This window comes from Pseudomonas sp. MLB6B, from assembly GCF_054508135.1.
This window is the reverse complement of sequence record NZ_CP199313.1, coordinates 4,355,981-4,368,789: the sequence shown is the minus strand read 5'-3', so window position 1 is coordinate 4,368,789 and position 12,809 is coordinate 4,355,981. Positions and strand designations below refer to the sequence as shown.

General features: G+C 67.4%; 6 protein-coding genes. 3 read left to right on the top strand and 3 right to left on the bottom strand.

Annotated features, from left to right (window positions below):
* Positions 1–60: 60 nt before the first annotated feature.
* Both ACSMEV_RS19300 and ACSMEV_RS19295 read right to left on the bottom strand, forming a co-directional pair.
* Complete coding sequence (locus ACSMEV_RS19300; protein WP_459206563.1) at positions 61–1,896, bottom strand: O-linked N-acetylglucosamine transferase, SPINDLY family protein; 1,836 nt, start codon at positions 1,894–1,896, stop codon at positions 61–63.
* Positions 1,897–1,992: 96 nt separating this feature from the next.
* Complete coding sequence (locus ACSMEV_RS19295) at positions 1,993–7,710, bottom strand: hypothetical protein (RefSeq protein WP_459206562.1); 5,718 nt, start codon at positions 7,708–7,710, stop codon at positions 1,993–1,995.
* Between the two features lie 399 nt (positions 7,711–8,109).
* On the opposite strand from ACSMEV_RS19295, the gene ACSMEV_RS19290 reads away from it, so the two are divergent.
* The 3 genes from ACSMEV_RS19290 (at position 8,110) to tadA (ending at position 10,685) form a co-directional block, all read left to right on the top strand.
* A complete protein-coding gene (locus tag ACSMEV_RS19290; protein ID WP_459206561.1) occupies positions 8,110–8,712 on the top strand; it encodes a class I SAM-dependent methyltransferase in 603 nt (200 codons plus the stop codon).
* 111 nt (positions 8,713–8,823) lie between these two features.
* The gene (locus ACSMEV_RS19285; protein WP_459206560.1) at positions 8,824–10,206 is read left to right on the top strand and encodes a multicopper oxidase family protein; all 1,383 of its coding nucleotides are present in this window, start codon (positions 8,824–8,826) and stop codon (positions 10,204–10,206) included.
* Positions 10,206–10,685, top strand: a complete 480-nt coding sequence (gene tadA / locus ACSMEV_RS19280) for a tRNA adenosine(34) deaminase TadA (protein WP_459206559.1) — start codon at positions 10,206–10,208, stop codon at positions 10,683–10,685. Before ACSMEV_RS19285 ends, tadA begins: the two co-directional genes overlap by 1 nt.
* A gap of 434 nt (positions 10,686–11,119) precedes the next feature.
* On the opposite strand, the gene mltF is transcribed toward tadA, so the two are convergent.
* Positions 11,120–12,577: a membrane-bound lytic murein transglycosylase MltF gene (gene mltF, locus ACSMEV_RS19275; RefSeq protein ID WP_459206558.1), complete on the bottom strand. Its 1,458-nt coding sequence runs from the start codon at positions 12,575–12,577 to the stop codon at positions 11,120–11,122.
* Positions 12,578–12,809 lie beyond the last annotated feature (232 nt).

Genomic DNA, 12,809 nt, shown 5'->3' with positions numbered 1-12,809 from the left:
GCCCGCCGCGCAGGCGCGCTCGCAGCGTCGAGACGGTATCTGCCCGGATCGCCCAGCGTCTTACCGCACGCCCGGTGCCACCTGCTTCAACGCCGCCTCGAAATCCCGCACGAAACGTGGCGTGTCGAACAGCGCCGACGCCTCCCGCCCTGACCGCAAGCGCTCGCGCAAGGTCGCCAGTTCGCCCGCCTGCCCGGCCAGCGCCACGGCGCGGTCTTCGTACGCCTGCAACGAATCGCAGATCAGCTCGGGCAATCCCAATGCCGTCAACAGGCTGCCGGCCATGCGCGAGGCGAAGGTGCGCCCGGAGCGGGTCAGCACCGGCAGGCCCATCCACAGCGCGTCGTTGGCCGTGGTGCCCGCATTGAACGGGTAGGTGTCGAGGAACAGGTCGGCGGCGGCATAGCGCGCCAGATACTGTGCCGGTGCCACGCGCGGGGCGAACAGCAGGCGTTGCGGGTCGACGCCACGGTCGGCGGCGCGGGCGCACAGGTTGGCCTGGGCCCAGGGGTTGTCGGCCAGCAGCCACAGGACGCTGTTCGGGCTGCGCTGGAGGATGCGCAGCCAGCAGTCGAACATCGCCTCGTTGAACTTGTAGTTGTTGTTGAACGAGCAGAACACGAAGCGATCCTCGGGCAGCCCGCACGCGGCGCGGCTGGGCAGCTCGGCCACCGGTCGCTGGCGGTCGCTGCACTGGTAGATCTGCGCCAGGTACAGCGGCGTTTCGCTGTAATAGGGCTGTTCGCTGTCGGGAATCAGGTAGCGGTCGGCGATCACATAGTCGATGCCGGGCAGGCCCGTGGTACCGGGAAAGCCCAGGTAGGTGATCTGCACCGGCGCCGGGCGCCAGGCGGGAATGTCCGGGCGGGCGCCAGCGGTCAGGCCATGCAGGTCGATGAGAATGTCGATTTCGTGTTCGCGGATGCAGCGCGCCGCGCCGGCGTCGTCCAGCGCATCGATGCGCACGAAGTGGTCCATCGCCCGCTTGACCCGCTCGCGCAGGGGCGAGCCGTCCTCGCGGCTCCAGCAAAAGCCGTAGACCTCGAACTGCGCGCGGTCGATCAGCTCGAACAGCTCCACGGTCAGCAGCGATACGGCGTGCAGGCAGAAGTCCGAAGACAGGAAACCGATGCGCAACTTGCCGTGGCCATAACCACCGCCAGGCGCCAAAGCCGTGCCCGGCGCCTTCACCCGGTCGCGCACGAAACGCATGGCCGCCGCCAGTTGCAAGCCCGGGTCGTCGCTGGCCGCCAGTAACGCCAGGGGCGAAGACGCCTTGAGCAGATCGCCCTGGCTGAGGCCGGCCGGCGGCGCATAGGTCGGCCACACGCATTGCTTCTGACGCAGGTGCACCCAGTGCTGGATGACCTTGGGTTGCCGAGGATCGGCGGCAAGGCTCGCTTGCAGCGCGCGCTCGGCCGCCTGCAACTGCCGGGTTTCTTCGCTCAGGCGGCCAATGGCGTTGCAGGTCATCAGGTACAGCTCACGGCTTTCGCCGGTGTCGACCAACTGCTCGTCGAGCATCGATTGCCAGGTGGTCAAGGCCCGTTGTGGCTGCTGCTGACGTTCCTGCAAGGCGCCGAGGTTGAACCAGGCCTGGGCGAAGCGCGGATTCTGCGCGATGGCGGCGCGGTACGCCTGTTCGGCGGCGTCCAGTTGACCCAACAGGGTCAGGGTCGCGCCGAGGTTGAATTGGACGATGTAGTTGACCGCCGACTGGCAGTGCTGCAGCCAGTGTCGGTACAGCGCGGCCACATCGTGCGGGCGTTGCGCTGCATTGAGCCGCTCGGCGATGTCGAGCAGTTGCATCGGTTCCAGGGCCACGCGTTCGATCGCGTGCAGGCTGGTGGCCAACAGGCTGTCGAGCTCGAGTGGAGGAAAAGGATCGGTAGGCATGAACGCTACTGTCTCCGAATAAGAACAGCTCCGTATAAAAAAATACCGAGCTCTTTCGAGCCCGGTATCCGGTCAGTCAAGGTTTAACACCGACGGTCAGTGAATCCAAGTCTGCACGTCGGTCGCCACCAGCAATTGCACGTCACCGTCGTTGAACACGTTGTAGCTCGCGCCGTTCACCTCGGTGGTGCCCGCCGCCTGCCACTGGCCGGCATCGCCGGTAATGTTCAAGGTGTCGTTGGCATTGCCGTCGACGATCATCTGCACCGGTGCCGCCGCGCCGTTGCCGGCATCGACCTGGCCCGCCTGGCCGAGGGCCGCCACCGCCGCCGCATCGACGGTCAGGGTGGTGGCCTGGCCGCCGTCGGCCGCCAGATCCAGGTGGCCCAAAGCGTGGGCACCTACCGCTTGCGGGTCGAGCTGGGTCAGGTCGATCGATTGCGCCCCGTTGCCGTCGGTGCGGAACCACACGTCGGCCAGGGTGTGGCTCTGGCCGTCGCTGGTTTCGAAACTGCCGTTCAGACCGATCAGGTTGCCGTGGTTGAGCTCGGCGGTCTTGTGCGCATCCAGGTTGAACTGGGTGATGCCCAGGTCGCGCAGGCTGTGCAGCTCGCCGGCATCGGTGACGCCGTCGTTGTTGCGATCGACCCACACCTGCAAGGCCGAGAACAGCGTGTCGCTGGCGTTGACCACGCCGTCGTGGTTGCTGTCCAGGCTGGTCAGCGCTTCGAAACCGTCCTTGGCCAGCGAGCCGTCGGGCAGGCGGAAGGACGAGCCGAACAGTTCGCTGCCGTCGTTGACCTGGCCGTCGCCATTGCGGTCGAGCACCAGCAGGCCGTCGCCGCCGCTGGCCCAGCCGGTGGTTTCCTTATGGCCGTCGGCGTTGAGGTCGAACTGCACCCCGGCACGCAGGTGCTGGGTCTGCACGCCGTCACCGTTGAGGTCGAGCACCAGCGGTGTGGACAGCGCCAGGGCATCGATCTGCGTGGCGCTCATCGCTTGCAGTTGCGCCGAAGTGAAGGCATCGACCTGGTTCATCGACAGGTGCGACAGCTGCGCGGTGGTCATGGCCGCGGCCTGGGCCGTGGTCAGTGCCGCCACTTGCGCAGTGGTCAGTGCCGCCATGTCGGCGGTCTCGATGGCGGCGATCTGCGTGGTGGTCAAGGCCGCGACATCGGCGGTTTCCAACGCGCTGATCTGGGTCGGCTTGAGGGCGACGATCTGCGCGGTGGTCAGCGCCGCGACTTGCGCGGTGGTCAGGGCGACGATCTGCGGCGCGGTGAGCGCGGCGATGTCGGCGGTTTCCATGGCCGCCACTTGCGTGGTGGTCAGGGCTGCGATCTGCCCGGCCTTGAGCGCCGCGACCTGCGCGGTGCCGAGCGCCACCACCTGGGCGGTGGTCAAGGCGGCGGTTTGCGCGGTGGTCAGGCTGGCGATGCTGGTGAGCGACAGCGCGGCGACGTCAGCGGTTTCCAGCGCGGCCACTTGCGTGGTGGTCAGCGCAGCCGCTTGCGCGGTGGTCAGCGCGGCGACCTGGGCGGTACTCAACGCGACGACCTGGGCGGTGGTGAGGGCGGCCACGTCGGCCGTCTCCAGCGCGGCGATCTGGACCGGTTTCAGCGCGCCGATCTGTGCAGTGGTCAAGGCCGCGACCTGCGCGGTGGTCAGCGCGGCCAGCTGCACGTTGCTCAGCACGGCCAGGTCTGCGGTTTCCAGGGCCGCCACTTGCGTGGTGGTCATGGCGGCGACCTGGGTCGCTTTCAACGCGCTGACCTGGGCCGTGGTCAAAGCCACCACTTGCGCGGTGGTCAAGGCGGCGAGGTCGGCGTTTTCCAATGCGCTGACCTGTGCGGGCTTGAGCGCGGCGACTTGCGCCGTGGTCAGTGCCGCCACTTGCGCGGTGGTCAGGGCGACGATGCCGGCGGTCGTCAGCGCTGCGACGTCGGCCGTTTCCAAGGCCGCCACTTGCGTGGTGGTCAGTGCCGCGACCTGGGCCGGCTTGAGCGCGGCTACCTGGGCGGTGGTCAGGGCCACCACCTGGGCGGTGGTCAGCGCGGCAGTCTGCGCCGTGGTCAGGGCCGCGATGCTGTTGGCCGGCAGGGCGGCCAGGTCGGCGGTCTCCAGGGCCGCCACTTGCGCGGTGGTCAGCGCTGCCACTTGCGCGGTGGTGAAGGCGCCCATCTGCGCGGTGGTCAGGGCAGCGACCTGGGCCGTGGTCAGCGAGGCGACGTCGACGGTCTGCATCGCAGCGATCTGCGTCGGCTTCAGGGCAGCGACCTGGGCGGTGGTCAAGGCCGCGACCTGCGCGGTGGTCAGGGCGACGATGCCGGCCGTGGTCAGCGCGCCGAGGTCAGCGGTTTCCAGGGCCGCCACTTGCGTGGTGGTCAGGGCCGCCACTTGGGCGGTGGTCAAGGCGGCGACCTGGCCGGTGCCCAGTGCCACCACCTGCGCGGTGGTCAGCGCGGCGACATCGGCAGTGGTCAGGGCGCCTACCTGGGTGGCGGTGAGCGCGGCGACCTGGGCCGTGGTCAGGGCAGCTGCCTGAGCGGTGGTCAGGGCGGCGACGCCAGCGGTGGTCAGCGCGACCAGATCGCCCGGCTGCAGGGCCGCCACTTGCGTGGTGGTCAAGGCAGCCACCTGGGCCGGTTTCAATGCGGCCACCTGGGCGCTGGTCAGGGCCACCACTTGCGCGGTGGTCAGCGCGGCGGTCTGCGCCGTGGTCAGGGCGGCGACGCTGCCTACGCTCAGTGCGGCGACGTCGGCGGTTTCCAGCGCGGCCACTTGGGTGGTGGTCAGTGCCGCAACCTGGGCCGTGGTGAGTCCGGCCACCTGGGCGGTGGTCAGGGCCACCACCTGGGCGGTGGTCAGCGCAGCCACGTCAGCGGTACCCAATGCCACCAGCTGGGTCGGCTTGAGCGCCGCCACTTGCGCGGTGGTCAGGGCGGCGGTTTGCGCCGTGGTCAGCGCCGCCACTTGTGCGGTGGTCAGTGCGGCGACATCGACGGTCTCCAGCGCGGCGATCTGCGTAGTGGTGAGCGCGGCGACTTGCGTCGGTTTGAGGGCCGCCACCTGCGCCGTGGTCAGCGCCACGACTTGCGCGGTGGTCAGCGCGGCCACGTCGGCGGTTTCCATCACCGCGACCTGGGTCGGCTTGAGCGCGGCCACCTGTGCGGTGGTCAGGGCTGCGACCTGCGCGGTGGTCAGGGCGACGATGCCGGCAGTGGACAGCGCCGCCACATCGACGGTTTGCAACGCCGCGACCTGGGTGGTGGTCAAGGCGGCGACCTGGGTCGGTTTCAGTGCGGCCACCTGGGCGGTGGTCAGGGCCACGACTTGGGCCGTGGTCAATGCGGCGGTCTGCGCAGTGGTCAACGCCCCGACGCTGGCGACGGTGAGGGCGGCGATGTCGGCGGTTTCCATGGCCGCCACTTGCGTGGTGGTCAGGGCTGCGACTTGCGCGGTGGTCAGTGCCGCGACCTGGGCGGTCGTCAATGCCACCACTTGGGCCGTGGTCAAAGCCGCGACGTCGACGGTCTGCAAGACGGCGACCTGGGCCGGCTTCAGCGCCGCGACCTGGGCGGTGGTGAGTGCGGCGACCTGCGCGGTGGACAGGGCCACGACACTGGCCGCACTCAGCGCGGCGATGTCGGCGGTGACGATGGCCGCGACTTGCGTGGTGGTCAGCGCGGCCACTTGGGCAGTGGTCAGTGCCGCGACTTGTGCCGTGGTCAGGGCTGCCACCTGTGCGGTGGTCAGGGCCGCGACATCGGCGGTTTCCATGGCTGCGACCTGGGTCGGCTTGAGCGCGGCGACCTGGGCGGTGGTCAGTGCAGCGACCTGTGCGGTGGTCAGGGCCACGACGCCGGCGTTGCTCAGCGAAGCCACGTCGGCGGGCTGCAGGGCGGCGACCTGGGTGGTGGTCAAGGCGGCGACCTGGGTCGCCTTCAGGCCGGCGACTTGGGCGGTGGTCAGGGCCACGACCTGGGCGGTGGTGAGGGCAGCGGTTTGCGCAGTGGTCAGCGCGGCCACGCTGTTGACCGGCAAGGCGGCGATGTCGGCCGTTTCCAGCGCAGCCACCTGGGTGGTGGTCAGCGCGGCCACTTGGGCGGTGGTCAAGGCGGCGACCTGGCCCGTGCTCAAGGCGACGATCTGGGCGGTGGTCAGCGCGGCGACATCAGCGGTTTCCAGCGCGGCGACCTGGGTCGCCTTCAAGGCGGCCACTTGGGCGGTGGTCAGTGCCGCGACCTGGGCGGTGGTCAGGGCGACCACGCCAGCGGTGGTCAGCGATGCCACATCCGCAGTTTGCAGGGCAGCCACTTGGGTCGTGGTCAAGGCCGCGACCTGGGCAGGTTTGAGCGCGGCGATCTGGGCAGTGGTCAGGGCCACGACCTGGGCGGTGGTCAGCGCAGCGGTCTGCGCCGTGGTCAGGGCTGCGATGCTGGTGGCCGGCAGGGCGGCCAGGTCGGCGGTTTCCAGAGCGGCGACCTGTGCGGTGGTCAGCGCCGCCACTTGCGCGGCGGTGAAGGCGCTCATCTGTGCGGTGGTCAGGGCGACGACCTGGGCCGTGGTCAGCGAGGCGACGTCGGCGGTCTGCATCGCCGCGATCTGTGTGGCCTTGAGCGCGGCGACCTGGGCGGTGGTGAGGGCGGCGACTTGCGCCGTGGTCAACGCTACGACACTGGCGTTGGTCAGCGCAGCGACATCGGCGGTGCCCAGGGCGGCCACTTGCGCGGTGGTCAAGGCGGCCACTTGCGCGGTGGTCAGGGTCGCGACTTGAGCGGTGGTCAGGGCGACGACCTGGGCCGTGGTCAGCGCAGCGAGGTCGGCGGTTTCCATGGCCGTGACCTGGGTCGGTTTCAACGCCGCGACTTGCGCGGTGGTCAGCGCGGCGACTTGCGCGGTGGTCAGGGCAACGATGCCGGCGGTGGTCAGCGCGGCCAGGTCGCCCGGTTCCAAGGCCGCCACCTGCGTGGTGGTCAGGGCTGCGACCTGCGCGGGCTTGAGCGCAGCGACCTGGGCCGTGGTCAAGGCCACCACTTGCGCGGTGGTCAGGGCAGCGATCTGTGCGGTGGTCAGCGCCGCGATGCTCGTGGCGGGCAGGGCGGCGACGTCGGCCGCTTCCATGGCCGCCACTTGCGTAGTGGTCAGGGCCGCGACTTGCGCGGGTTTGAGCGCAGCCACCTGGGCCGTGGTCAGGGCCACCACCTGCGCGGTGGTCAAGGCGGCGACGTCGGCGGTTTCCAGCGCCGCCACCTGGGCGACCTTGAGCGCGGCGACCTGGGCCGTGGTCAGGGCAGCCACCTGGGCGGTGGTCAGGGCCACGACGCCGGCAGTGGTCAGCGCACCGAGATCGGCGGTTTCCAGAGCCGCCACTTGTGTGGTGGTCAGGGCGGCCACTTGCGTGGTCTTCAAGGCGGCCACTTGCGCCGTGGTCAGGGCCACTACTTGCGCGGTGGTCAGTGCGGCGGTCTGCGCGGTGGTCAGGCTGGCCAGCAGCGTGGCGGGCAGGGCGGCGACATCGGCGGTTTCCAGGGCGGCGACCTGGGTCGTGGTCAGGGCGGTGACCTGGGTGGCCTTGAGCGCGCTCACCTGGGCGGTGGTCAGGGCTACGATCTGTGCGGTGGTCAGGGCCGGCAACTGGCTGGTGGACAGTACGGCGATGTTGGGTTTGGTGATGACGGCGATCTGCGCGGTGGTCATCTGGGCGAGCTGAGCGGTGCTCAGCGCCGCGACGTCCTGGGTTGCCAGCCCGGCGATCGTGGTCGTACTCAAGGCAGCGACTTGCGCTGGAGTCAACGAAGAGATGTAGCTCATGAACGCATCCTGTCTAGGGTTTTAGTGCGCTGCCAGCGTTGTCGCCGTAGCCTTGGGCAGGACATTTGGTGGCCTCCCAGTCGTTTAGCGACATGGGCCTGCGAAACATTAAGAATCTTTTTTGATGGCGTTTTGCTGTTTGCTGCTTTTTGGTTATAAAAAGCAAGCTATCTATAGGCTGAGCTTGTAACGGCGCGGGTTGCCTGGCGGTGGGTGGCAGCCTTCGAAAATGCCTATCGGGGGGTTTCGGATGAGCGGTAGGGAACGAATCTGCGGCGTTCTGCGCTGGCTTGACCGCCTGGGCGCGGCGCACTAGTGTGCGCGGAACGCGGCGCTGTCCAAGTATGGACCGACTGTCGCGTCCATCCTTTCCTTGCCACCCCGCGCGAGTAGCCGATTGTGAAAACCTTCCTGCATGTAGGTTGCGGTCCCAAGAACAAGAGCGGCACCACGCCGGGCTTCGCCTCCGCCGATTGGCACGAGCTGCGTTTCGACATCGACCAGAGCGTCAACCCGGACCTGATCGGCACCATGACCGACATGTCGCAGGTCGCCGACGCTTCGGTCGATGCGGTGTTTTCCAGCCACAACATCGAGCACCTGTACCCTCATGAAGTCCCGGTGGCCCTGGCCGAGTTCAAGCGCGTGCTCAAACCGGGCGGCTTCGTGGTGGTCACCTGCCCGGACCTGCAATCGGTGTGCGCGCTGGTCGCCGAAGACAAGCTGACCGACGAAGCCTACCGTTCGCCGGCCGGCCCCATCGCGCCCATCGACATCCTCTACGGCCATCGCCCGGCCATGGCCAACGGCAACCTGTACATGGCCCACCGCTGCGGCTTCACCAAACGCGTGCTGACCGGCTCACTGCAGGCGGCCGGTTTCGACATGGTGCTGCCGATCCAGCGCGGTTACCCGGCGTTCGACCTGTGGGCCGTGGCCGCGCTGGCGCCCATCACTCAGGAAGAAGTCGTGGAGATCGCCAAGCAGCACTTCCCCGAGTAGGTACATGGCGCAGGCTTCACTTAATCTTTCGCAAATGCAGGTGTATCGTATTCGCCCTTGAGCGCCGGCCATGCTGGCAGACTGATTGCGTTTTACGAGGTGCCCGCTGCAATGTCCTTTACCCGTCGACAGATTCTTACGGGCCTCACCGGTCTGGCAGTGGTGGGCCTGGGCGCCGGAGGGGCGACGCGCTACTGGCTGGGCCGGGTCGAAGACGAGAACGCCGGGCACGACTATCAACTGATCGCAGCGCCCCTGGACGTGGAACTGGTGCCAGGGCACATCACCCAGGCCTGGGCCTTCGGGCCTTCGGCGCCGGGCACCGAGTTGCGAGTGCGCCAGGGCACCTGGCTGCGCGTGCGCTTCATCAACCACCTGCCGGTCGAGACCACCATCCACTGGCACGGCATTCGCCTGCCGCTGGAAATGGATGGTGTGCCCTATGTGTCGCAGTTGCCGGTCAAGCCGGGCGAATACTTCGACTACAAGTTCCGCGTACCGGACGCCGGCAGCTACTGGTACCACCCCCACGTCAGCAGCTCGGAAGAGCTCGGCCGCGGTCTGGTCGGGCCGCTGATCGTCGAGGAACGCGACCCTACCGGCTTCCTGCACGAACGCACCTTGAGCCTGAAAACCTGGCACGTCGACGAGCAGGGCGCCTTCATGCCTTTCAGCGTGCCGCGCGAAGCGGCGCGCAACGGCACCGCCGGGCGCCTGATCACCATCAACGGCAAGGCCGATGCGGTCAGCGAACTGCCAGCCGGGCAGGTGGTGCGCGTGCGCCTGCTGAACCTGGACAATACCTGGACCTACCGCATCAACCTCAAGGGCAATTGCGAAGCGCGCATCTATGCCCTCGACGGCAATCCCATCACGCCACGCCCGCTGGACGACGACTACTGGCTGGGCCCGGGTATGCGCATCTGCCTGGCCATCCGCATTCCTGAAGCGGGCGAAGAGATTTCCCTGCGCGATGGCTTCGTGCGCCTGGGCACCCTGCGCTCGGTCGCCAGCAGCCAAGCGCCCAGCGATTGGCCGCCGGCGCTGCCGCCCAATCCCATCGCCGAACCGGACCTGGCCAACGCCGAGAAGCTCAACTTCAACTTCGAGTGGGCCGGCAAAGTCTCGGTAGGCGTGGAAGACGGCCGCCCACCCAGCCTGTGGCAGATCAATGGCCAGGCCTGGGACATCACCGACAAGACCTGCGCCGACCGCCCCATTGCCACCTTGCAGAAGGGCAAGAGCTACATCTTCGAACTGAAGAACATGACCCAGTACCAACACCCCATCCATTTGCATGGCATGAGTTTCAAGGTCATCAATTCCAACCGCCACGACATCCGCGAGCCCTGGTTCACCGACACCTACCTACTGGGCAAGAACGAACGCGCACAGGTGGCGCTGGTCGCGGATAACCCCGGCACCTGGATGTTCCACTGCCACGTCATCGACCACATGGAAACCGGCCTGATGGCCGCGATCGCGGTGGTCTGATGCGTAACCGGATCATCGATCGCAGCCGCGACCAGGACTTCATGCGCCTGGCGCTGGACCTCGCCGCACAAGGCGCGGCCCTTGGCGAAGTGCCGGTGGGTGCGGTGCTGGTGCAGGACGGCGAAGTCGTCGGCGCCGGCTTCAACCGGCCGATCCTCGACAGCGACCCCAGCGCCCACGCCGAGATGGTCGCCATCCGCGCTGCGGCCCATGCCGCCGGCAACTACCGGCTGCCCGGCAGTACCCTCTACGTGACCCTGGAGCCGTGCAGCATGTGTGCGGGGCTGATCGTACACGCGCGCATCGCCCGCGTGGTGTTCGGCGCCAGCGAGCCGAAGGCCGGGGTGGTGCAGAGCCAGGGGCGTTTCTTCGACCAGCTGTTTCTCAACCACCGGGTGCTGGTCGAAGGCGGGGTGTTGGGGGAGGCGTGCGGGGAGGTGCTGAGTGCGTTCTTCAAGGCGCGACGGGCACGTGGCTGAGGCAATCGCCGCAATCGTCTCGGTATGGATATTCTTCCCCCGGTCAAACCTTCCCAGAGCTTTCGCTGAAGAGCTTGGCCGTGTCAAACAGCTGGCCGCTACGGGACTCGGGAAGTGTCACGGCCATTAGGCCTGCTGCGCAGGCCATCGCGGCTGAATCGGAGCGCCGAACCGGCCGCTCCTACACAGGTGTGGTCGCTTTAAGACCCGGCACGATCCTGGAGTTTCCTACAGGGCACCCCCTGTTGGAGCGGCTTCAGCCGCGATGGGCGGCGTCGCCGCCCTAACTCAGGCATCGTTGAGCGTCCGGCAAATACCGATCGCAGGTATCAGGCCTGCTGCGCAGGCCATGGTGGCTAATCGGAGGGCCGAATCGGCCACTCCCATACATAGGCCAGTGCGTTTCCAGGGAACAGGCGTTTCTTTGGGGCTAACTAGCGCTGGGCCGGCTGCTCCGCCGGCTTGTCCTTGTTGATCCCCGGCTGGTGCAGGTTGGCATCGGCCGGCTGGCCTTCGAGCTGCGGCTGCGTCACCCAGGTCAGGATGTCGTAGTAGCGGCGGATGTTGGCCACGAAATGCACCGGTTCGCCGCCACGGGCGTAGCCATAGCGGGTCTTGCTGTACCACTGCTTCTGCGCCAGGCGCGGCAGCATCTTCTTCACGTCCAGCCACTTGTTCGGGTTCAGGCCTTCGCGCTTGGCCAGGGTGCGGGCGTCTTCCAGGTGGCCGCTGCCGACGTTGTAACCGGCCAGGGCGAACCAGGTGCGGTCCGGCTCCTTGATGCTGTCGTCGAGCTGGTCCTTGACCAGCATGAAGTACTTGGCGCCGCCCATGATGCTCTGGCGCGGGTCGAGGCGGTTGGATACGCCCATGGCCTGGGCCGTGCGCTGAGTCAGCATCATCAGACCGCGCACGCCGGTCTTGGAGGTGACCTCCGGCTGCCACATCGATTCCTGGTAGCCGATGGCGGCCAGCAGGCGCCAGTCGACCTGTTCGGTCTTGGCGGTGGCCTTGAACTGCTTCTCGTATTTGGGCAGGCGTTGCTGCAGGTGCTGGGCGAAGGTATAGGCGCCGACGTAGCCAAGCACGTCGACGTGTCCGTAATAGCGTTCCTTCAAGCGTTGCAGCGTGCCGTTCTTTTCGGCTTCGTCGAGGAAGGCGTTGGCTTTGTCGAGCAGGCTGGTGTCCGCGCCGGCGGCCACGGCCCAGCGTTGGTCGCGGGCTTCGCCCAGGTCGAAGGCCACGCGCACGTTGGAGAAGTACACCTGGTTCATGGCCAGTTCGTTGGAGTCGACCAGGGTCAGGTCGATCTGGCCTTCGTCGACCATGCGCAGCAGGTCGACCACCTCGACGGCGTCGGATTCTTCGTATTCCAAGGCCGGATACTGCTTTTTCAACTCGGCCAACTGTTCAGCGTGGCTGCTGCCCTTGAGCACCATGATCTTCTTGCCCACCAGGCCGCTGGGCTGGGTCGGGCGCGGGCGGCCGTTGCGGTAGATCACCTGGGGCGTGACTTCCAGGTAAGGGTGGGAGAACTGCGCCTGAGTCTTGCGCTGCGCGCTGCTGACCAGGCCTGCAGCGGCCAGGACTGGGCCGGAAGGCTGGCTCAGCTGGGTGAAGAGGTCGTCGAGGTTGTCGGCGGCCTCGATCTTCAATTCCACCCCCAGCTCGTCGGCGAAACGCTTGACCAGCTCGTATTCGAAGCCGGTTTCGCCGTTGCGGTCCTGGAAATAGGTGGCCGGGCTGTTGCGGGTGACGACGCGCAGCACGCCGTCTTCCTTGACACGCTCGAGCGTGCTGGGTTTTTCAACACAGGCAGCGAGCATCAGGAAGAGTCCGGTTGCGATGAGCCATTTGGCGCAGCGCTGGCGCAAAGCAGTGTGGGCGAACATGGGGTGCAGTATACGCAAAGGGCCGGTTTCGCCATATCTCGACAACGCCGATGTTGTCTGATAGCGCCGCATGTGGCCCGGCAGCGCCCGTTTCATAGCGCCCCGAACGTGGGGCAGATGCCCCTGGCAAGCGACCGGACAGCGCTTTCTGCCCTATGGCGGGTGCCGATTCCCATTGACTTAGGCTAGAATGCCCGGCCTCCAAGCACACCCCTTCTTGAGGCTGTCCCGA

Excerpts from the sequence above, each read along its gene's own strand:
- ACSMEV_RS19295 (WP_459206562.1), bottom strand. The coding sequence starts at position 7,710 with ATGAGCTACATCTCTTCGTTGACTCCAGCGCAAGTCGCTGCCTTGAGT.
- mltF (WP_459206558.1), bottom strand. The coding sequence starts at position 12,577 with ATGTTCGCCCACACTGCTTTGCGCCAGCGCTGCGCCAAATGGCTCATC.
- ACSMEV_RS19285 (WP_459206560.1), top strand. The coding sequence starts at position 8,824 with ATGTCCTTTACCCGTCGACAGATTCTTACGGGCCTCACCGGTCTGGCA.
- ACSMEV_RS19300 (WP_459206563.1), bottom strand. The coding sequence starts at position 1,896 with ATGCCTACCGATCCTTTTCCTCCACTCGAGCTCGACAGCCTGTTGGCC.
- tadA (WP_459206559.1), top strand. The coding sequence starts at position 10,206 with ATGCGTAACCGGATCATCGATCGCAGCCGCGACCAGGACTTCATGCGC.